This is a genomic window from Streptomyces sp. NPDC025806, assembly GCF_055558275.1.
Genome location: NZ_JBVHMU010000017.1, coordinates 21,748 through 42,226, shown reverse-complemented (window position 1 = coordinate 42,226; position 20,479 = coordinate 21,748). Strand labels below are relative to the sequence as shown.

At 71.9% G+C, this 20,479-nt stretch carries 21 protein-coding genes; 5 read left to right on the top strand and 16 right to left on the bottom strand.

Features of this window, described 5'->3' with window-relative positions; genetic code table 11:
• Positions 1-150 precede the first annotated feature (150 nt).
• The 4 genes from ACZ4E1_RS31395 to ACZ4E1_RS31380 form a co-directional block, all read right to left on the bottom strand.
• Complete coding sequence (locus ACZ4E1_RS31395; protein ID WP_399129153.1) at positions 151-1,275, bottom strand: GuaB3 family IMP dehydrogenase-related protein; 1,125 nt, start codon at positions 1,273-1,275, stop codon at positions 151-153.
• A 102-nt stretch (positions 1,276-1,377) separates the two neighbouring features.
• The gene (gene guaB, locus ACZ4E1_RS31390; RefSeq protein WP_467545872.1) at positions 1,378-2,883 is read right to left on the bottom strand and encodes an IMP dehydrogenase; all 1,506 of its coding nucleotides are present in this window, start codon (positions 2,881-2,883) and stop codon (positions 1,378-1,380) included.
• Between the two features lie 161 nt (positions 2,884-3,044).
• A complete protein-coding gene (locus tag ACZ4E1_RS31385; RefSeq protein WP_188337338.1) occupies positions 3,045-3,632 on the bottom strand; it encodes a sigma-70 family RNA polymerase sigma factor in 588 nt (195 codons plus the stop codon).
• Between the two features lie 353 nt (positions 3,633-3,985).
• Positions 3,986-4,597, bottom strand: coding sequence for a response regulator transcription factor (locus tag ACZ4E1_RS31380; RefSeq protein WP_003948568.1), 612 nt, complete (start codon positions 4,595-4,597; stop codon positions 3,986-3,988).
• A 393-nt stretch (positions 4,598-4,990) separates the two neighbouring features.
• On the opposite strand from ACZ4E1_RS31380, the gene ACZ4E1_RS31375 reads away from it, so the two are divergent.
• Positions 4,991-5,332, top strand: a complete 342-nt coding sequence (locus ACZ4E1_RS31375) for a WhiB family transcriptional regulator (protein ID WP_467545870.1) — start codon at positions 4,991-4,993, stop codon at positions 5,330-5,332.
• Between the two features lie 102 nt (positions 5,333-5,434).
• Here the strand turns inward: ACZ4E1_RS31375 and ACZ4E1_RS31370 are convergent, their stop codons facing one another.
• Positions 5,435-6,385 (bottom strand): LysR family transcriptional regulator, encoded by a 951-nt coding sequence (locus tag ACZ4E1_RS31370; protein WP_467545869.1) that lies wholly within the window; start codon positions 6,383-6,385, stop codon positions 5,435-5,437.
• A gap of 82 nt (positions 6,386-6,467) precedes the next feature.
• Between ACZ4E1_RS31370 and ACZ4E1_RS31365 the strand changes: the two genes are divergently transcribed.
• From ACZ4E1_RS31365 to ACZ4E1_RS31355, 3 genes are all read left to right on the top strand, one after another.
• Positions 6,468-7,148: an MOSC domain-containing protein gene (locus ACZ4E1_RS31365; protein ID WP_467545867.1), complete on the top strand. Its 681-nt coding sequence runs from the start codon at positions 6,468-6,470 to the stop codon at positions 7,146-7,148.
• 111 nt (positions 7,149-7,259) lie between these two features.
• Positions 7,260-8,816 carry a multicopper oxidase family protein gene (locus ACZ4E1_RS31360; protein ID WP_467545865.1) on the top strand — a complete coding sequence of 519 codons (1,557 nt, stop codon included), beginning with the start codon at positions 7,260-7,262 and terminating at the stop codon, positions 8,814-8,816.
• Between the two features lie 20 nt (positions 8,817-8,836).
• Positions 8,837-9,610, top strand: a complete 774-nt coding sequence (locus ACZ4E1_RS31355) for an SDR family NAD(P)-dependent oxidoreductase (protein ID WP_467545863.1) — start codon at positions 8,837-8,839, stop codon at positions 9,608-9,610.
• Here ACZ4E1_RS31355 and ACZ4E1_RS31350 read toward each other — a convergent pair.
• From ACZ4E1_RS31350 to ACZ4E1_RS31330, 5 genes are all read right to left on the bottom strand, one after another.
• The gene (locus ACZ4E1_RS31350) at positions 9,604-10,041 is read right to left on the bottom strand and encodes an SAM-dependent methyltransferase (RefSeq protein ID WP_467545861.1); all 438 of its coding nucleotides are present in this window, start codon (positions 10,039-10,041) and stop codon (positions 9,604-9,606) included. The two genes, ACZ4E1_RS31355 and ACZ4E1_RS31350, sit on opposite strands and share 7 nt — an antisense overlap.
• A gap of 93 nt (positions 10,042-10,134) precedes the next feature.
• Positions 10,135-11,763 (bottom strand): chaperonin GroEL, encoded by a 1,629-nt coding sequence (groL, locus tag ACZ4E1_RS31345; protein WP_467545859.1) that lies wholly within the window; start codon positions 11,761-11,763, stop codon positions 10,135-10,137.
• A 133-nt stretch (positions 11,764-11,896) separates the two neighbouring features.
• Positions 11,897-12,205, bottom strand: coding sequence for a co-chaperone GroES (gene groES, locus ACZ4E1_RS31340; RefSeq protein ID WP_006347174.1), 309 nt, complete (start codon positions 12,203-12,205; stop codon positions 11,897-11,899).
• A 343-nt stretch (positions 12,206-12,548) separates the two neighbouring features.
• Positions 12,549-13,403 (bottom strand): polysaccharide deacetylase family protein, encoded by an 855-nt coding sequence (locus ACZ4E1_RS31335; RefSeq protein ID WP_467545857.1) that lies wholly within the window; start codon positions 13,401-13,403, stop codon positions 12,549-12,551.
• A complete protein-coding gene (locus tag ACZ4E1_RS31330; RefSeq protein ID WP_467546062.1) occupies positions 13,400-14,215 on the bottom strand; it encodes a polysaccharide deacetylase family protein in 816 nt (271 codons plus the stop codon). The genes ACZ4E1_RS31335 and ACZ4E1_RS31330 overlap by 4 nt, the downstream gene beginning before the upstream one ends.
• Before the next feature lie 643 nt (positions 14,216-14,858).
• On the opposite strand from ACZ4E1_RS31330, the gene ACZ4E1_RS31325 reads away from it, so the two are divergent.
• Positions 14,859-16,058: a THUMP-like domain-containing protein gene (locus ACZ4E1_RS31325; protein ID WP_467545855.1), complete on the top strand. Its 1,200-nt coding sequence runs from the start codon at positions 14,859-14,861 to the stop codon at positions 16,056-16,058.
• Between the two features lie 31 nt (positions 16,059-16,089).
• Here ACZ4E1_RS31325 and ACZ4E1_RS31320 read toward each other — a convergent pair whose 3' ends face one another.
• The 6 genes from ACZ4E1_RS31320 to tsaB form a co-directional block, all read right to left on the bottom strand.
• On the bottom strand, positions 16,090-17,328 hold the full coding sequence (locus ACZ4E1_RS31320; RefSeq protein WP_467546060.1) for an RNA polymerase sigma factor: 1,239 nt from the start codon (positions 17,326-17,328) through the stop codon (positions 16,090-16,092).
• A gap of 98 nt (positions 17,329-17,426) precedes the next feature.
• A complete protein-coding gene (locus ACZ4E1_RS31315) occupies positions 17,427-17,783 on the bottom strand; it encodes a YciI family protein (protein ID WP_467545852.1) in 357 nt (118 codons plus the stop codon).
• Positions 17,784-17,936: 153 nt separating this feature from the next.
• On the bottom strand, positions 17,937-18,185 hold the full coding sequence (locus ACZ4E1_RS31310) for a hypothetical protein (protein WP_467545851.1): 249 nt from the start codon (positions 18,183-18,185) through the stop codon (positions 17,937-17,939).
• Entirely contained in the window at positions 18,182-19,276 is a 1,095-nt protein-coding gene (tsaD, locus tag ACZ4E1_RS31305; RefSeq protein ID WP_467545849.1) for a tRNA (adenosine(37)-N6)-threonylcarbamoyltransferase complex transferase subunit TsaD, read from the bottom strand. Before tsaD ends, ACZ4E1_RS31310 begins: the two co-directional genes overlap by 4 nt.
• Complete coding sequence (gene rimI / locus ACZ4E1_RS31300) at positions 19,269-19,751, bottom strand: ribosomal protein S18-alanine N-acetyltransferase (RefSeq protein WP_467546058.1); 483 nt, start codon at positions 19,749-19,751, stop codon at positions 19,269-19,271. The genes tsaD and rimI overlap by 8 nt, the downstream gene beginning before the upstream one ends.
• A 20-nt stretch (positions 19,752-19,771) precedes the next feature.
• The gene (tsaB, locus tag ACZ4E1_RS31295; RefSeq protein WP_467545847.1) at positions 19,772-20,428 is read right to left on the bottom strand and encodes a tRNA (adenosine(37)-N6)-threonylcarbamoyltransferase complex dimerization subunit type 1 TsaB; all 657 of its coding nucleotides are present in this window, start codon (positions 20,426-20,428) and stop codon (positions 19,772-19,774) included.
• Positions 20,429-20,479: the final 51 nt, after the last annotated feature.

Genomic DNA, 20,479 nt, shown 5'->3' with positions numbered 1-20,479 from the left:
CCCCGCCCTGACCCCCGTTTTCTGGGCGGCCGCCGGGCGGGCGGGGCCGGCCAGCCCCCCCCCGGCCCGCGTTAACGCCCCGCACCCACATTCGGGGGGGGCCCCCCCCTTGGGGGGGGGCCCCCACTCATATCCGGCTACGACACAGCGTCAGCGACGGTGCTGGGAGTCAGCCACCGTGACCTCGACCCGCTGGAACTCCTTGAGCTCGCTGTAGCCGGTCGTGGCCATCGCGCGCTTGAGGGCACCGAAGAAGTTCATCGAGCCGTCCGGGCGGTGCGACGGGCCCGTGAGGACCTCCTCCGTCGTGCCGACCGTGCCGAGGTCGACCTTCTTGCCGCGCGGCACGTCCTCGTGGACGGCCTCCATGCCCCAGTGGTGACCGCGGCCCGGCGCGTCCGTCGCGCGGGCGAGCGGCGAGCCCATCATCACGGCGTCGGCGCCGCAGGCGATGGCCTTGGGCAGGTCACCGGACCAGCCCACGCCGCCGTCGGCGATGACGTGCACGTAGCGGCCACCGGACTCGTCCATGTAGTCGCGGCGCGCGGCGGCGACGTCGGCCACCGCGGTCGCCATCGGGACCTGGATGCCCAGCACGTTGCGCGTGGTGTGCGCGGCGCCGCCGCCGAAGCCGACGAGGACACCGGCCGCGCCGGTCCGCATCAGGTGCAGCGCGGCCGTGTACGTGGCGCAGCCGCCGACGATGACCGGCACGTCCAGCTCGTAGATGAACTGCTTCAGGTTCAGCGGCTCGGCGGCACCGGAGACGTGCTCGGCGGAGACCGTCGTGCCGCGGATGATGAACAGGTCGACGCCCGCGTCCACCACGGCCTTGGAGAACTCGGCGGTGCGCTGCGGGGAGAGCGCGGCGGCGGTGACGACACCGGAGTCGCGCACCTCCTTGATGCGCTGCTTGATCAGGTCGGCCTGGATCGGGGCCGAGTAGATCTCCTGGAGGCGGCGCGTGGCGGTCTCCGGGTCCAGCTCCGTGATCTCGTCGAGCAGCGGCTGCGGGTCCTCGTACCGGGTCCACAGACCCTCGAGGTTCAGCACGCCGAGGCCACCGAGCTCACCGATGCGGATCGCGGTGGCGGGCGAGACGACGGAGTCCATGGGCGCCGCGAGGAACGGCAGCTCGAAGCGGTAGGCGTCGATCTGCCAGGCGATCGAGACCTCCTTCGGGTCGCGGGTGCGCCGGCTCGGCACGACGGCGATGTCGTCGAAGGCGTACGCGCGGCGGCCGCGCTTGCCGCGCCCGATCTCGATCTCAGTCACGTTGTGGGGCCTTTCCCTCTTGGTCTGCGCGTACCAGTATCCCCGACACGCGCGTGAGGGGCGGCCCCGGAGTGTCCGGGACCGCCCCTCATGGGCGTACGGCTACTTGCGGCTGTAGTTCGGCGCCTCGACCGTCATCTGGATGTCGTGCGGGTGGCTCTCCTTGAGACCCGCCGACGTGATGCGGACGAACTTGCCGTTGGCCTGCAGGTCCGGCACGGTGCGGCCGCCGACGTAGAACATCGACTGGCGCAGTCCGCCGGTGAGCTGGTGGACCACCGAGGCCAGCGGGCCGCGGTAGGGCACCTGGCCCTCGATGCCCTCGGGGATCAGCGCGTCGTCGGAGGCGACGCCCTCCTGGAAGTAGCGGTCCTTGGAGAACGACTTGCGCTCACCGCGCGTCTGCATGGCGCCCAGCGAACCCATGCCGCGGTACGACTTGAACTGCTTGCCGTTGATGAACAGCAGCTCGCCCGGCGACTCCTCGCAGCCCGCGAGCAGCGAGCCGAGCATCACCGTGTCGGCGCCGGCGACGAGCGCCTTGGCGATGTCGCCCGAGTACTGCAGGCCGCCGTCACCGATGACCGGGACACCGGCCGCCTTCGCGGCGAGCGAGGCCTCGTAGATCGCGGTGACCTGCGGGACGCCGATGCCGGCGACCACGCGGGTGGTGCAGATGGAGCCGGGGCCGACGCCGACCTTGATGCCGTCCACGCCCGCGTCGATGAGCGCCTGGGCGCCGTCACGCGTCGCGATGTTGCCGCCGATGACGTCGACGCCCGCGTGGTTGGACTTGATCTTCGCGACCATGTCGCCGACGAGGCGGGAGTGGCCGTGCGCGGTGTCGACGACGATGAAGTCGACGCCCGCCTCGATCAGGGCCTGCGCGCGCTCGAAGGAGTCACCCGCGACACCGACGGCGGCACCGACGAGCAGCCGGCCCTCGGAGTCCTTCGCCGCGTTCGGGTACTTCTCCGCCTTGACGAAGTCCTTGACGGTGATGAGGCCCTTGAGGACGCCCGCGTCGTCGACCAGCGGAAGCTTCTCGATCTTGTGGCGGCGCAGCAGCTCCATGGCGTCGACGCCGGAGATTCCGACCTTGCCGGTCACGAGCGGCATCGGCGTCATGACCTCGCGCACCTGACGGGTGCGGTCGGACTCGAAGGCCATGTCGCGGTTGGTGACGATGCCGAGCAGCTTGCCCGCCGGGTCGGTGACCGGGACGCCGGAGATCCGGAACTTGGCACAGATCGCGTCGGCCTCGCCGAGCGTCGCGTCCGGGTGCACCGTGATCGGGTCGGTGACCATGCCGGACTCGGAGCGCTTGACCAGGTCCACCTGGTTCGCCTGGTCCTGGATGGACAGGTTGCGGTGCAGCACGCCGACGCCGCCCTGCCGCGCCATGGCGATCGCCATGCGGGACTCGGTGACCTTGTCCATCGCCGCGGACAGCAGCGGGATGTTCACCTTGACGTTCTTGGACACGTGCGAGGAAGTGTCGATGTCGTCGGGCGCCATGTCCGACGAGCCCGGCAGCAGCAGCACGTCGTCGTAGGTCAGCCCGAGTGTCGCGAATTTAGCGGGCACTCCGTCGACGTTTGCAGTCATGACACCTTCCCCAAATGGCCTTGATCGGTGCGGATGTCCATGCTAACGGGAACAAGACCCGTCTCATTCCACGAGCAAGATCATCAGCAGACTTTGTACGTTCACACGTCTGCCACCGGGGTCGTGCGGGGGTCGTGCACCACCTGGCCGCTACGGCCGGATCACTGCTCCGCCAGGGCCCGCAGGCGGCTGAGCGCGCGATGCTGGGCGACCCGGACGGCGCCGGGTGACATGCCCAACATCTGCCCGGTCTCCTCCGCGGTGAGCCCGACGGCGATACGCAGCAGGAGCAGCTCCCGCTGGTTCTCCGGGAGGTTCGCGAGGAGTTTCTTCGCCCATGCGGCGTCACTGCTGAGCAGCGCGCGCTCCTCCGGGCCGAGCGAGTCGTCGGGCCGCTCGGGCATCTCGTCGGAGGGCACGGCCGTGGACCCGGGCCCGCGCATGGCCGCGCGCTGCAGGTCGGCGACCTTGTGCGCGGCGATGGCGAAGACGAAGGCCTCGAAGGGCCGACCGGTGTCCTTGTAGCGCGGCAGGGCGAGAAGCACCGCGACGCAGACCTCCTGTGCGAGGTCCTCCACGAAGTGCCGCGCGTCCCCCGGGAGCCGCGACAGCCGCGTACGGCAGTAGCGGATGGCCAGGGGATGGACGTGCGCGAGCAGATCGTGCGTGGCCTGCTCGTCGCCGTCGACGGCGCGGCCGACGAGTGTGCCGATGCCCCCCTGAGGGGTCACTGTCTCGTCGTCGCGCATCGATCCATGGTGCCCTGCCGAGGCGCGGTCCGCGGCACCGCGCCCCTGGTTGTGCACCGAAGCGTTATGGACAGAAGCGTCATGGACAGGTGCGCCGGAACTCATCTCCTGCGCCCTCCCCTCTCGCTGACCCTGTTCGCCCGACTCGTCGTCCCCGAGGAACTCCACACATCAAGGATGCGGCATCCGACGCGAAACGAGGCAGCGACGCCCACGCCGAGCGTCCCCAGGGCGCACGAAGTGCGCCTGAGGGGGCGCGGGGCCGCATTCATCAGCGGCTCCGCCGCGGGGCGCGACCAGCCACGACGGCGGGCCAGTCGCGCGAGAACGACCACCACCCCGAACGTCGGGCGTTATCGAACGAGCCCCCACCGGAACCCGAGAGCGACCGCGTGCGCCCGGTCGGACGCGCCGAGCTTCTTGAACAGGCGCCGGGCGTGCGTCTTCACGGTGTCCTCGGAGAGGAAGAGCTCACGCCCGATCTCCGCGTTGGACCGCCCGTGGCTCATCCCCTCGAGCACCTGGATCTCGCGCGCGGTGAGCGTCGGCGCGGCGCCCATCTCGGCGGACCGCAGCCGGCGCGGGGCGAGCCGCCACGTCGGGTCGGCGAGCGCCTGCGTCACCGTGGCCCGCAGCTCGGCGCGCGAGGCGTCCTTGTGCAGGTATCCACGGGCACCGGCGGCGACCGCGAGGGCCACGCCGTCCAGGTCCTCGGCCACGGTGAGCATGATGATGCGCGCACCGGGGTCGGCGGACAGCAGCCGCCGGACCGTCTCGACGCCGCCCAGACCGGGCATGCGTACGTCCATCAGAATCAGGTCCGAGCGGTCGGCGCCCCAGCGGCGGAGGACTTCCTCGCCGTTGGCCGCGGTCGTCACGCGCTCTACACCGGGCACGGTCGCGACCGCGCGGCGGAGCGCCTCTCGGGCAAGCGGGGAGTCGTCGCAGACGAGGACGGATGTCATGACCGTCCTCCGCAGCTGATGCGCGTCACCTTGAGCCTCCAGGCTGGTACGAAATCGTCACCTGTGCGGTCGACCCTCTCCGAGCGATCCGGACATCTGCCCGAACCCCTCGGTGCTGCAACCGCCTCTGCACTCTCAACGACGGTCACCCGAAAGAGTTACGGGTCGGACGGCCTGGTTCGGCACTCTACGTGAGGGGCCGCACACGGCAAGGGCAGCGCGGCGTACTCACAAGGTTTCCCCACAACCTATGCCCCATTCGGCCGCTTTTCTTCCCATCCGCTGGTGTCTGTAGCTAGATTCTCAATGAGTCATATTTTCATCTCCTTAGACAGTAGATGTACGGTCATGGGCACCGTATCCGCGTCACAACGGCTACAAGGGGACAACGCAATGGCAGATTTCTCCCGCCTTCCCGGACCGAACGCAGATCTGTGGGACTGGCAGCTCCTCGCGGCCTGCCGCGGGGTCGACAGCTCGCTCTTCTTTCACCCGGAGGGCGAGCGGGGGGCGGCGCGCAGCGCCCGTGAGAACTCGGCCAAAGAGGTGTGCATGAGGTGCCCCGTACGTGCAGAGTGCGCAGCTCACGCGCTACAGGTGCGTGAGCCGTACGGCGTGTGGGGCGGCTTGACCGAGGACGAACGCGAAGAACTCATGGGACGGGCGCGCAACCGGCTCGTCACGGCGTCGGCGGGGGGTGTGGGGCGCCCTGCGGCCACTCCGGCCGGTCACTGAGGGGTCATCGAAGGACCGCTGAAGGAACGTTTTTGCACACCGGACGGGCCTGGGCGCGCTGCGGCGCGCCCAGGCCCGCGGCGTGTTCCGCGCGCCGGCGGATCAGCGCGTGGCAGCCCGCTCCAGATGGTCGAGCGTCGCCGCGACAGCCGGCACCTGGGCCAGATCCGGCAGGGTGAGCGCGACGATCTCGCGCTGCACGGGCGGCTCCACCGTCACTGTGCGTGCACCCTTGGGCCGAACAGACTCGATGGCCAGTTCGGGCAGGACCGCCACACCGAGGCCGGCGCCGACGAGTCCGACCACGGCCGGATAGTCGTCCGTCGCGAAGTCGATGCGCGGCGTGAAGCCCGCACTCCGGCACACCTCCACCAGCTGGCGGCGGCAGCGGGGACAGCCCGCGATCCAGGGCTCCTCGGCGAACGCGTCGATGGTCACCGAGCCCGCGCCGGCCAGCGGGTGCGCCTCCGGCACCAGGCCCACGAGCCGGTCGGCGAGCAGCGGGCGCACGACGAGGTCGTCCCACTCCTCCTTGGCCTGCGCCCCCTCGCCCTCCCGTCTCCCACCACCACCCTTCTCCTGAGGCGCTTCGCGCCGCCCCTCGTACCGGAAAGCGAGCGCCACGTCGCAGTCGCCCTCGCGCAGCATCTCGACCGAGCGCGGCGGTTCGGCCTCGACCAGCGACACGCGCGTGCCGGGGTGCTCGGCGCGCAGAGCGGCCAGCGCGGTCGGGACGAGCGTCGAGCTGCCGCTGGGGAAGGAGACGAGCCGGACCCGGCCCGCGCGCAGGCCCGCGATCGCGGCGACCTCCTCCTCGGCGGCGGTGAGCCCCGCGAGGATGCCCGCCGCGTGCCGTACGAGGGCCTCGCCGGCCTGGGTCAGGCGCATCTCACGGCCGGTGCGGATGAGCAGGGGGGTGCCGGCCGAGGACTCCAGGGCCTTCATCTGCTGGCTGACCGCGGGCTGGGTGCAGCCCAGTTCACGGGCCGCGGCGGAGAAGGAGCCGGTGGCGGCGACGGCGCGCAGGACACGGAGATGACGAGCCTCGATCATGCCTCAAGCATAAGCGGAGCTTGGGGTTGACACCGATTAATGCGTGGCGGCTTTGGATCGTGGTCCCGTAGCGTGCGTTCTCATGAAGCTTCTGTCTCTCAATCTGGGCCGTCCCGAGGCCGTGGAGTACACCGATCAGGCCGAGGGCGTGACCGGGATCGACAAGCGGCCCGTCGAGGGCCCCGTCCGGGTGGCGGCGCCCGGTGAGCGCGGCGTCGGCGGGAGCGGCCTGGCCGGGGACGCGGTGTGCGACCTGCGCTATCACGGCGGCGACCACCAGGCCGTGTACGCGTTCGCGCGCGAGGACCTGGACGGCTGGGAGCGGACCCTGGGGCGGACGCTGCCGAGCGGCTGCTTCGGCGAGAACCTCACGACGGAGGGCGTCGACGTGTCGGGCGCCCTGATCGGCGAGCGCTGGCAGGTCGGCCCCGACCTGCTCCTCGAAGTGGCCTCGGGCCGCATCCCGTGCCGCACGTTCCAGGGGCACCTGGGCGAGCAGGGCTGGGTCAAACGGTTCACGCAGGAGGGGGCGCCGGGGGCGTACCTGCGGGTGATCGAGCCGGGTGAGATCCGGGCCGGGGACGCGATCGAGGTCGTGCACCGGCCGGAGCACGAGGTGACGGTGGCCTTCCAGTTCCGCGCGGTGACGGTCGAACGGGCGCTGCTGCCCCGGGTGTTGGCGGCCGGGGACGCGCTGAGCCCCGGCACCGCGCGGGCGGCGCGGGAGTACGTGGCCAAGTACGGCTCGGGGGACGCCTCTTGAGCCGGGGCGCCTCTTAAGGGAGAACCCCACCGGGGGTGAGGGCGGGGATCGGGGTCGGCTCCGGGGCCGTCCCCGATGTGCCGGTACCGGCCCCGGCGGGACGCTCGGCACATGGCCCACACCGACCGGAAGTCTCCCGGCAGGCGCCGACTGCGCCGTGTCCTCGTCGTCCTCGGCTCCCTCGTCGCCGTCCTCGCCCTCGCGCTCGGCGCGGGGGTGTGGTGGCTGTGGGCCGACGCGAAGGTGACGACGGCCGGCCGGACGACGTTCACGAACGAACTGGCGATCCCTCCGCTCGCGAAGTCGCACGTCGACCGGAGGACCGGGCGGCGCGTCTTCGACCTGCGGATGCAGGCGGGCGAGACCGAGTTCCGCCCCGGCCGCACGACACCCACCTGGGGTTTCAACGGGAGCTACCTGGGCCCCACGCTGCGCGCGAAGCGCGGCGAACGGGTCGAGGTCCGCGTCCGCAACTCCCTCGACGAGGCCTCCACCGTCCACTGGCACGGCATGCACCTGCCCGCCCGGATGGACGGCGGCCCGCACCAGATGATCGAGCCCGGCGCCCGCTGGTCCCCGAACTGGCGGATCGACCAGCCCGCGGCCACCCTCTGGTACCACCCGCATCCGCACGGGAAGACCGAACGGCACGTGCAGCGCGGGCTCGCCGGAATGTTCCTGCTCGACGACGAGAACAGCGAGCGGCTCGCGCTGCCGAAGCGGTACGGGGTCGACGACCTGCCGGTCGTGGTGCAGGACGTGAAGTTCGACGGGGACCGCTTCGACCACGGCCACGCACTGATGCGGAACATCGGCTTCCTCGGCGACCGCACCATGGTCAACGGCACCCTGGACCCGTACCGGACGGTCCGCGACGCACGCGTGCGGCTCCGCCTCCTCAACGCGTCGACCGCGCGCACCTACGACTTCGGCTTCTCCGACGGGCGGGACGTCGCGCTCGTCGGCACGGACGGCGGGCTCCTCGAACGGCCCGCGACCCTGAAGCGCGTACGGCTGTCACCCGGTGAACGGGCCGAGGTCGTGGTGCGGATGCGGGCCGGAGAGCGGGCGGTGCTGCGCGGCTTCCCGCTGAGCTCCGGGTACGGGGACGCGTGGCAGAAGCGGTTCGGGGGCGGCGACGACTCGTTCGACGTACTGCAACTGCGGGCCGCGGACCGGCTGCGCCCCTCCCCCGCCGTCCCACCGCGGCTCGCCGAGACCGAGCTGCCGGACCCCGCGGACGCGGTGCGCTCCCGGTTCTTCGGCCTGGAGATGAGCGGGATCAACGGGCGGGCGATGAAGGCGGACCGGGTGGACGCGACGGTGACCCGGGGGACGACCGAGGTCTGGACGGTGCGCAACGACAACGGCATGCCGCACAACTTCCATGTCCACGACGTGCAGTTCAGGGTCGTGGAGGTGAACGGCGCGCCGCCGCCCGCCGCGCTGCGCGGCCGCAAGGACACGGTCCTGGTCCCGAGCGGGACGACGGTGAAGCTGGCGCTGCGCTTCGACGGCGGGCCCCAATTCGCCGACCCCGACACGCCGTTCATGTACCACTGCCATCTGCTGTACCACGAGGACGGCGGAATGATGGGCCAGTTCGTGGTCGTCGACCGGGGCGGCCGGGCCGGTACGCCGCAGGGCGGCGGGCACGCGGGGCACTGATCGCTCACTACGCTTGCCCCATGACTACGGCACTGATCACCGGATCCACCGCGGGCATCGGCGCCGCGTTCGCCAGGCGCCTGGCCGCCGACGGCCACAATCTGGTCCTCGTCGCGCGCGACACGAAGCGGCTCCGGGAGCAGGCCACCGAACTGCACGACGGGCACGGCATCGAGGCCGAGGTCCTCTCCGCGGACCTGTCGACGGACGAGGGCATCGCGGCGGTCGAGGAGCGGCTGCGGGACCGCCGCTCCCCCGTCGACCTCCTCGTCAACAACGCGGGGTTCGGCAACAAGGGCCGTTACCTCGACGTCCCGATGGCCGACGAGCTGACGATGCTGAAGGTGCACATCGAGGCGGTGCTGCGGCTGACCTCGGCGGCGACCGAGTCGATGCGGGAGCGCGGGCGGGGCGGCGTGATCAACGTGGCGTCGGTCGCGGCGTTCGTACCGCGCGGCACGTACGGGGCGTCCAAGGCGTGGGTCGTGCAGTTCACGCAGGGCGCGGCGAAGGACCTGGCCGGCAGCGGCGTCCGCCTGATGGCGCTGTGCCCCGGCTTCGTGCGGACGGAGTTCCACGAGCGGGCCGGCATGGGCACGGACAACATCCCGAAGTGGATGTGGCTCGACGCGGACAAGCTGGTCCCGGCGGCCCTGTCCGACCTCTCCCGCGGCAAGACCCTCTCGATCCCCGACCCCCGCTACAAGGCGCTGATGGGCGTCGTGAAGGTGACCCCGCGCCCGCTGCTCGGCGGCCTCACCTCGCGGACGGGGCGCAAGTACGGGCCTCAGTAGTCAGGCAGGAGGGGCAGCTCGCGCAGGGGATCGCCGCCGTCGATGAAGAGGCGGGCCGTGGGGGTGGTGGCCGCGGCGATCCGGGCGAGGGCCCGGCGGCCCGCCTCCGGGTGACGGCCGTCGAGGGCGCCGACGCGCACGGCGAAGACGAGTTCGTACGGTGCCTCGCCGTCCAGCAGGACGAAGTCCTCCGCGGCGGCCTGCCGGACCCCGAGGCGCCCGGCGGCGATCTGCGCCGCCCCGGCGCGGCGGGCCTGCTCGACGGCGGTGGCGGAGCGGTCGATCGCCAGGACGAACCCGGTGTCGAGCCGGTCCGCGACGGCGCGGGCGGCCACGCCGGGACCGCAGCCGATCTCCAGGACCCGTAGGCCCGGAGTGAGCGGCAGCGCGTCCACGATCGCGGCGAGGCGAGGGGACGGACGCGAGGTCATGTCACCAGGCTAGTGCGCCGGACACGCCGGACATGCCGAGGCCCGGCCCCCCGAACTGCTTCGGGGAACCGGGCCTCGTGAGACCTGGGAGGGTCAGTGGGCGTGGCCGTGGCTGTGGCCGTGGCCCGCCTCGGCCTCTTCCTCGGCCGGCTTCTCGACGACCAGGGTCTCGGTCGTCAGGAGCAGGGAGGCGATGGAGGCCGCGTTCTCCAGAGCGGAGCGGGTGACCTTGACCGGGTCGATGACGCCGGCCTTGACCAGGTCGCCGTACTCGCCGGTCGCGGCGTTGTAGCCGGAGCCCTTCTCGAGCTCGGCGACCTTGGAGACGATGACGTAGCCCTCGAGGCCCGCGTTCTCCGCGATCCAGCGCAGCGGCTCGACGGCGGCGCGGCGGACGACCGCGACACCCGTGGCCTCGTCGCCGGTCTTGTCGAGGTTGCCCTCGAGGACCTTCACGGCGTGGACGAGCGCGGAGCCACCACCGGAGACGATGCCCTCCTCGACCGCGGCGCGGGTCGCGGAGATGGCGTCCTCCAGACGGTGCTTCTTCTCCTTGAGCTCGACCTCGGTCGCGGCGCCGACCTTGATGACGCACACGCCACCGGCGAGCTTCGCCAGGCGCTCCTGCAGCTTCTCGCGGTCCCAGTCGGAGTCCGTGTTCTCGATCTCGGACTTGATCTGGTTGACGCGGCCGACGACGTCCTCGGACTTGCCGCCACCGTCGACGATGGTGGTGTCGTCCTTGGTGACGGTCACGCGGCGGGCGGAGCCCAGCACGTCCAGACCGGCCTGGTCGAGCTTGAGGCCGACCTCCTCGGCGATGACGGTGGCACCGGTGAGGGTGGCCATGTCCTGGAGCATCGCCTTGCGGCGGTCACCGAAGCCGGGGGCCTTCACGGCGACGGCGTTGAACGTGCCGCGGATCTTGTTCACGACCAGGGTCGACAGGGCCTCGCCCTCGACGTCCTCGGCGATGATCAGGAGCGGCTTGGAGCCACCGGCCTGGATGACCTTCTCCAGGAGCGGGAGCAGGTCCTGGATGGACCCGATCTTGCCCTGGTGGATCAGGATGTACGGGTCGTCGAGGACGGCCTCCATACGCTCCTGGTCGGTGACGAAGTACGGGGACAGGTAGCCCTTGTCGAAGGCCATGCCCTCGGTGAAGTCCAGCTCCAGACCGAAGGTGTTGGACTCCTCGACGGTGATGACACCGTCCTTGCCGACCTTGTCCATCGCCTCGGCGATGAGCTCGCCGACCTGGCTGTCCTGGGCGGACAGACCGGCGACAGCGGCGATGTCGGACTTCGAGTCGATCGGGCGGGCGGTCGCGAGGAGGTCCTCGGACACGGCCTTGACCGCGGCGTCGATGCCCTTCTTCAGGGCGGCCGGGGAAGCGCCGGCGGCGACGTTGCGCAGGCCTTCCTTGACCAGAGCCTGGGCCAGCACGGTGGCGGTGGTCGTACCGTCACCCGCGATGTCGTTGGTCTTGGTCGCCACCTCCTTCACCAGCTGGGCGCCGAGGTTCTCGTACGGGTCCTCGACCTCGACCTCGCGGGCGATGGTCACACCGTCGTTGGTGATGGTGGGGGCGCCGAACTTCTTGTCGATGACGACGTTGCGGCCCTTGGGGCCGATCGTCACCTTGACCGTGTCGGCAAGCTTGTTGACGCCGCGCTCGAGGGCGCGACGGGCGTCCTCGTCGAACTTCAGGATCTTCGCCATGGGAGCGGTTCAGCCCTCTCGGAAAGCTAGGGGTGCTGCTGGGTGGTGAAAAACGAACCGCGCCCCCGACCCCGGCTTCTTACGATGCGGGTGCCAGGGGCGCAGATTCGAAACAAAGGTGCTGCTTCTCGACTTACTTCTCGACGATCGCGAGAACGTCGCGGGCCGAGAGGACGAGGTACTCGTCACCGTTGTACTTGACCTCGGTGCCGCCGTACTTGCTGTACAGCACGACGTCGCCGACCTTCACGTCGAGCGGCAGGCGCTCGCCGTTCTCGAAGCGGCCCGGGCCCACGGCGAGGACGGCGCCCTCCTGGGGCTTCTCCTTCGCGGTGTCCGGGATGACCAGGCCAGAGGCCGTGGTCTGCTCGGCGTCGAGCGGCTGGACCACAATGCGGTCCTCGAGCGGCTTGATGGCAACCTTGGAGCTGGCGGTCGTCACGATCCGACCTCCCCCTTCGGAGATCTCACGGGGTTAACTGTCTGAGGTGGCGACCAGGTGGATCCGTCGTCGCGGGTGCCGGACCTGCCCGTCGCTGTGTTGGCACTCTCCAGTGGTGAGTGCCAGGGCCGAGACTATGACCGCGATTAGCACTCGGTCAAGCGGAGTGCCAAATGCCTGCGGCGCTGTGTCGGGTTTTCGGGGCGGCTTCGCCGATCCGGGGGGGGCGCCGTAGGGGTTTTGGTGCGTTGCCGGGTGCTGGTTTCGCCGTGGCTGGTCGCGCAGTTCCCCGCGCCCCTGAGGGCTTGCCCTTCGGGCTTTGCCCTCATTCCTGGTCCGCTGCTCAGATGTAGTCCTCCAGTTTGGCGACCGTGAAGCCTTGTTGCTGGATGTGGCGCAGGAGGGTGGCCGTCGACGGGGCCAGGGACCTGGTGGACGGCGGGAGGATGATGTCGCCGGGGCGGAGGCGGTCCGTGCGGGACGGGTCGCGGCCGAGGACGATCGCGTCGATGCCGCAGGCGCCCGCCGCCCTCAGCGTGCTGGCGTCGTACTCGCCGGACGGCGGTCGCAGCAGGCGCGGGGTCCGGCCGAAGCGGCCCGCGAGCCGGCGCTGCTGCCCGCAGATCTCGGCGTGCTGGCGGACGTAGCCGAGGCCGGGCAGGTACGGGTGGGTCAGGGTGCGGTTCTGGACGCCGGCGCCGAGCGCGCGCAGCGTGCCGTACGGGCCCCGGCCCGGGCCCGCGCCGGTGCCGTCGAGGAAGACGGAGACCGGCAGATGCAGGTCGCGGACCAGTTGCGGGAAGCGCGGGTCGCGTTCCACGCCGCCGTCGAAGGTCAGGAAGACCACCTTGTCCCGGGTGGGGACGCGCTCGATCACCGGCGGTACCGCGCCCGGCGCCCGGCGCGGCAGCACCGGGCGGGGCGGCGGCGCGGGCGGCGGGTCCAGCGGCTCGGCGAGCCCCCAGCGGCGGTGCGCGGCCGGCCCGGCGCGGTCGTCCCGCGCCGGGCCCGCCGCACCGGGGGCGCGCGCCGCCGCCCGGTGCGGATGGCTGCGGACCTTCTGCGCGGCCTTGCGGCCCATCCGCTCGATCGGATCCACGGACTGCGCGCACCCGGTGAGCAGCGCGGCGGCGAGCGCGCAGCCGATCAGCCGCGCGCCGCACCGCCGTACCGCCGCCCCCACCCCTGGACGTGTCACAGGTAGTCCTCCAGGCGGGCGACCGCGTAGCCCTTGTCGGTGACGTACTTCAGGAATTTACGGACCATGTCGGGCATGGTGCCCTTCCACTCGTCCCGTCCGCGGAAATGCGTGAGGATGATGTCCCCCGGATGGATGTTCCTGTCCCACTCCCGGTAGTCCATACGGTCGACGAAGACCTCGGCGTTCCAGATCGGCGCGTACTTGATCCCGCACGCCTTGGCGGCCCTGAGGGTGTCCCGGTTGTAGTTGCCGAACGGCGGGCGCATCATCGTGGGCCGCTCGCCGTACTCCTTCTCCATCACCCGCTGCATGCCGCAGATCTCGTGCTTCTGCCGCGCGTAGGACAGGCCCGGCAGGTACGGGTGGGTCAGCGTGTGGTTGTTCAGGGAGGCGCCGAGCCGCTGGGCCTTCCTGAAGTAGCCGTAGTCGTCCTCGATCTCGTCGTTCGTGAGGAAGGCCGTGTACGGGATCCGCAGCTCGCTCATCATCTTGAGAAACCTCGGGTCCTTCTCGGCCCCGTCGTCGATGGTGAGGAAGACGACCTTGTCCTTGGTGGGGATCGTCGTGAAGACCGGGGGCAGGCCCAGTTCCTCCTGGTCCTCGACCTCGAATCCCTTGCGCGGCTCGATGACGGGCTTGTGCGCGGGCGGGGCGGGTGCGACGAGCGGCGCCTCGGCGAGGCCCCACTGCCGGGCGAGGACGAGCCGCGCGGTCTGCGCCACGCGCTGGCGGGCCGCGTAGTCCGTGCGGGCTCCGGGGGCCGCCGCGCCCAGGCCCTGCGGCGCCGAGCGCAGGACGCCGCGCGGCATGCCCGCCGGGAGTGCGGCGAGGGCCTGCGGGGCGCCCTGCGCGGGCCGGACGGGCTTCTGCGCCTTCTTCCCGGCGGGCTTCTCGGCCGGTTCCTCGGCCTTCTTCCCTGCGGGCTTCTCGGCGGGTTTCTCGGCCTTCTTCCCGGCGGGCTTCCCGGCGTGCTCTGCGGCGGGCTTCTGGGCGTGCTCCTTGGTGGGCTTCTCGGCGTGCTCGCCCGCCTGCTTCCCGGCGTGATTCTCCGCGTGCTCCCCGGCCTGCTTCCCCGCGTGCTTCTCCGCGTGCTCTCCGGCCTGTTTCCCGGCGTGATTCTCCGCGGGCCGTTCGGCGTGCCCCTGGGCGCCCTGGGCTCCCTGCGCGCCGCGGGCCGCGCCCGTGTCGCCCCGGTCCTCGGAGCCCGCGGCGCAGCCCGAGGCGAGGGCGGCGGCGATGAGTGCCGCGGCCGTGCCGCGTACCGCGGCGCGGCGGCCCGTACGGCGTCCGGAGTGAGGTCCGGCCCGGCGGCCCGCACTCCTCGGAGTCCCCTTCGCGGCGGTTTCTTCGTTTTGTCGTACTAGTTGCATGGCGCCGGATCCTCGCAGGCCACCGCGCCGTTCCGGGGCCGACACCGCCGCCGGGGACGCACCATCCACCGACTGGCCCACAATGGTCCGGGTGAGCTCCTTCTCCACCCCCGCCGACCTCGCCGCCCTCCTCGCCCCCGAGGGCCGGGCCCTCCTCGACGAACTGCGCGACCACGACCCGGGCCAGGAGCTCGCGCTCGCCACCCGGCTGCGCCGCGACCACCCCGCCGACCTCGTCTCGGCGGCGCTCACCCAGGCCCGGCTGCGCCAGCGCGCGGTCGCGAAGTTCGGGGCGCAGGACGCGGCCCGCATGTTCTTCACCCCGCACGGCGTCGAGCAGGCGACCCGGACGAACGTGGCGGCCCACCGCGCCGACGGGTTCACCGCGCTCGGCGTCCGCTCGGTCGCCGACCTGTGCTGCGGTATCGGCGGCGACGCGATCGCGCTGGCCCGCGCGGGCGTCCAGGTCCTGGCCGTCGATCGGGACCCGCTGACCTGCGCCGTCGCCCGGGCCAACGCGGAGGCGCTCGGTCTCACCGAGCTGATCGAGGTGCGCGAGGCCGACGTCACCGAGGTGGACACCGCCGGCTACGACGCCGTGTTCGTCGACCCGGCCCGGCGCTCCGACAAGCGCGGCCGGATCTTCGACCCCGAGGCGTACTCGCCGCCGCTGTCCTGGGCCGTGTCCGCCGCCCTGAAGGCCCCGCACGCCGCGCTGAAGATCGCCCCGGGCATCCCGCACGAGGCGATCCCGGCGCAGGCCGACGCCGAGTGGATCTCGGACGGGGGCGAGGTCAAGGAGGCCGTGCTGTGGTTCGGCACGGAGCCCGGCCGGATGCGGGCCACGCTGCTCCCGGGCCCGCGCACGCTCGCCGGGCGCGGGCTGCCGGACCCCGAAGTGCGGTCCGTGGGGCGGTACTTGTACGAGCCCGACGGCGCCGTCATCCGGGCGCATCTGGTCGCCGAGGTCGCCGAGGAGGTCGGCGGCGGACTGCTGGACGAGACCATCGCGTACGTCACCGCCGACGAGCTGCACGACACCGGCTACGCGGCGGCGTACGAGATCACGGACCTGCTGCCGTTCAACGTGAAGAAGCTGAAGGCGCTGCTGCGGGAGCGGGAGGTCGGCGTGCTCACCGTCAAGAAGCGGGGGTCGGCCGTCGAGCCGGAGGAGTTGCGGCGGAAGGTGATGCCGAAGCCGTACGGGAAGGGCTCCGCGACCGTGTTTCTGACCCGGGTCGCCGGGGCCCCGACGATGTTGGTGGGCGCCCCCGTGCGCTGAGGTCGCGGGGCTCCGCCCCGGACCCCGCTCCTCAATCGCCGGAGGGGCTTGAATGGGCGGAGCTTGAACGGGCGGATGCCGCCCGGGTGAGCAGGAAATCGCGTTCCCGCTCGTTCTGCGTGAGCGTCGCCGCGCGGCGGAACTCGGCTTCCGCCTCCTCCCGCCTCCCCAGGCGCTCCAGCAGATCCCCGCGCACGCTCGGCAGCAAGTGGTAGTCCCGCAGGGCCGGTTCGGCGGTGAGGGTGTCGACGAGGGCGAGGGCGGCCTCGGGGCCCTCGGCCATCGAGACGGCCACCGCGCGGTTCAGCTCCACGACCGGCGACGGGGTGCGGGCCGCGAGCAGGGCGTAGAGCGCGGCGATCTGGTGCCAGTCCGTCTCCTCGTACGTGTGCGCCCGCGCGTGGCAGGCGGCGATCGCGGCCTGGAGCGCGTACGGCCCCGGCGCGCCGGTGGCGACCGCCTGCGATGCCGCGAGGGCGGTGAAGCCGCGCCGGATCAGCAGCCGGTTCCAGCGCATCCGGCGCTGGTCCTTGAGCAGGACGGGGGTGCCGTCGGGCGCGGTGCGGGCGGCGGCGCGGGAGGACTGGAGCTCCAACAGCGCGGCCAGGCCGTGCACTTCGGGCTCGTCCGGCATCAGGATCTGCAGGACACGGGCCAGGCGCAGGGCGTCCTCGCACAGGCCGGGCCGCAGGTGGTCGTCGCCGGCGGTGGCAGCGTACCCCTCGTTGAAGATGAGGTAGATGACCTCCAGGACCGAGCCGAGCCGGGCCGCGCGCTCGGGCCCGTACGGGACCTCGAAGGCGACGTTCTTGGTGGCGAGGGTGCGCTTGGCGCGGACGATGCGCTGGGCGACCGTCGGTTCGGGGGCCAGGACCGCGCGGGCGATCTCGGCGGTCGTGAGGCCGCCGAGCAGGCGCAGGGTGAGGGCGACGCGGGCCTCGGCGGAGAGCACCGGGTGGCAGCTCATGAAGACGAGCCGGAGCAGGTCGTCGTCGATGTCGTCCGGGTCGGCGGCCTCGGGCGCCGCGTACGCGAACTCGGTGGCGCGGCCGACCTCCTGGAGCTTGCGCGCGTAGTTCTCGCGGCGGCGTACGAGGTCGACGGCGCGGTGCCGCGCGGTGGCCGTGAGCCAGGCTCCCGGGTTGTCCGGGACACCCGCCTCCGGCCACTGTTCGAGCGCGGCCACCAGCGCGTCCTGTGCCAGCTCCTCCGCTATGCCGACGTCGCGCACGACGCGGGTGACGGCCGCGATGATGCGCGGGGCCTCCATGCGGAAGACGGTCTCGACGGTGCGGGCCGTGGTGGGCTGCTGCTCGGTCACGGCCACATCAGACACCCCGGGGCGGGGCGCCGCCAAGCGCGGAGGGGTCAGCCCTCCTGGATCTCCCGGATCTCGGAGGTGACGGTCCAGTGCGGCTCGTGGACCTGGAGGAAGCGCTTGGTCCACTCCAGGCACTCGGCCTCGTCCTTGGTCTGCAGGACCGCGTAGCCGCCGATGACCTCCTTGGTCTCGGTGAACGGGCCGTCCGTGACGGTGATCTGCCCGTTCTCGTAGTGCACGCGCTTGCCCTGCGAGGTGGGCATGAGTCCGGCCGTGTCGAGCAGCACGCCGGCCTTGGTCATCTCCTCGATGAGGGCGCCCATGCGCTGCATCAGGCCCTCGCTGATGCCCTCCGCGGGGGTGTTGTTCTCGTCGATGCGGACCATGGTCAGGTAGCGGGGCATGGTGTTCTCCTCGGTGCGTTTCGCGGTGGCCGTTCCCGGCCTCTCACCCGTACGTCGATCGGGGAACGCCCCGATCGACACCGGCACCGATTTTTCTCGAAGAAGTTTTCCCGCGCCCGCCGAACCACCGAAACCACGGGAACGAACACCAGGTCAGACGGCTTCGAACCGCCACCGGTGCACGGCCCGCGTCACCAGATCGCCCGCCGGCTCGGGCAGCTCGGGCAGCGGGGCGTCGTACGCCGCGTCCCACCACGTGATGACGAGGACCCGGTCCTGCGGGGCGCGGAACGTCTCGCGGCGCTCCGGCTCCCGCTCCAGGACCTGGCCCTTCGCCCACGCCAGCAGGTCCTCGCCGCGGCCCTCGACGGCCCGGGCCTCCCACATCAGCGCGACGGTCACGAGTACAGGTTCTCCTTGCTGACCTCGTGCACGTGGTCGTGGTGGTGATGGCCGGGCACATGGGTCTCCGTCACCGGGAGCGAGGAGTCCGCCGACAGGTCCCAGGAGGACGGCTGCCGGTTACGGGCGACCATCTCGGCGCCGAGGGCCGCGACCATCGCGCCGTTGTCCGTGCACAGCTTGGGGCGGGGCACGCGCAGCCGGATCCCGGCGCGCTCGCAGCGCTCCTCGGCGAGGGCGCGAAGGCGCGAGTTGGCCGCGACGCCGCCGCCGATCATCAGGTGGTCGACGCCCTCGTCCTTGCAGGCCCGCACGGCCTTGCGGGTCAGCACGTCGACGACGGCCTCCTGGAAGGACGCCGAGACGTCCCGCACCGGCACGTCCTCGCCGGCCGCCCGCTTGGCCTCGATCCAGCGGGCCACGGAGGTCTTGAGCCCGGAGAAGGAGAAGTCGTACGCGGGGTCGCGCGGTCCGGTCAGACCGCGCGGGAACGCGATGGCGGCCGGGTCGCCCTCCTTCGCGTACCGGTCGATGACGGGGCCGCCCGGGAAGCCCAGGTTCAGCACGCGGGCGATCTTGTCGAAGGCCTCGCCGGCCGCGTCGTCGATCGTGGCGCCGAGCGGGCGCACGTCGGCGGTGATGTCGGTGGAGAGCAGCAGCGAGGAGTGGCCGCCGGAGACGAGCAGGGCCATCGTCGGCTCGGGCAGCTTGCCGTGCTCCAGCTGGTCGACGCAGATGTGCGAGGCCAGGTGGTTGACCCCGTAGAGCGGCTTGCCGAGCGCGTACGCGTACGCCTTGGCGGCGCTGACGCCGACCAGCAGGGCGCCCGCGAGGCCGGGTCCGGCCGTGACGGAGATGCCGTCGAGGTCCTTCGCCGTGACGCCCGCGTCCTTCAGGGCGCGCTGGATCGTGGGGACCATCGCCTCCAGGTGCGCGCGGGAGGCGACCTCGGGGACGACGCCGCCGAAGCGGGCGTGTTCGTCGACGCTGGAGGCGACGGCGTCGGCGAGCAGGGTGGTGCCGCGGACGATGCCGACGCCGGTCTCGTCGCAGGAGGTCTCGATGCCGAGGACGAGCGGTTCGTCAGCCATGGTTGTTCTCTTCAGTCGCTTTCTCGGTGGTGAGGCGCATCACGAGGGCGTCCACGTTGCCCGGCTGGTAGTAGCCGCGGCGGAAGCCGATCGGCTCGAAGCCGAAACGCTCGTAGAGCTTCTGCGCCCTCGTGTTGTCGACGCGTACTTCGAGCATCACCTCGGCGACCTCGAAGGCGGTGGCGTGCCGCAGGAGCTCGGTGAGCAGCCGGGCGCCCAGCCCGGTGCCCCAGTGGTCGCGGGAGACGGCGATGGTCTGCACGTCGGCGAGGTCCCCGGAGGCGGCGAGGCCGCCGTAGCCGACGAGCCGCTCGGTGCCGTCCTCGTCACGGTCGTACGCGACGACGTAGCGGCGGGTCGCGCCGGTGCCGCGCGCGTGCGCGAGCTCGGACCAGAACATGCCGCGCGACCAGGCGTCGTCCGGGAAGAGTTCCTTCTCCAGGGCGAGCACGGGATCGATGTCCCACCAGCGCATCTCGCGCAGTTCGGCGCCGGTCACTTCGGGGTGACCACCTTGTAGTTCTTGGGGACCTGGGCGTCGGGGCGGCGCAGGTACAGCGGCCTCGGCTCGTCCAGCTCCACGCCGGCCGCGAGACGCTCGGCGGCGAGCGCGGCGAGCGCCCCGGCCGACACGTGCTCGGGGCCGCGCGGGTCGGCGAAGGTGTCCGGATACAGGAGCGCGCCCGCGCCGACCGCGGGCAGCCCGGCGACCTCCTCGGCGAGGTCGGCGGGCCGGTCGACGGCGGGGCCGGTGAGGCGGGTGCGGGCGTCCTGGTAGCGCGCCCAGTAGACCTCCTTGCGCCGCGCGTCGGTGGCGACGACGAAGGGGCCCTCGACGTCCTCGGCCGCGTAGGCGAGTCCGTCGAGCGTGCACACGCCGTGCACGGGCACGCCGAGGGCGAGCCCGAAGGTGTCGGCGGTCATCAGGCCCACGCGCAGGCCCGTGTACGGGCCGGGGCCGGTGCCCACGACGATCCCGGTCACGGCGTCGAGGCCGGTGCCGGCCTCGCGGAGCACCCGGTCGACGGCGGGCAGCAGCAGCTCCCCGTGTCTGCGGGCGTCGACCTGACCCGACTCGGCGACGACGGACGTCCCGTCGTGCAGGGCGACGGTGACGGCGGGGGTGGCGGTATCCAGAGCGAGCAACAGCACGCGAACAGCCTACGGCCACACAGCCCCGGACACGTCCGTCCTCCTGTCGGC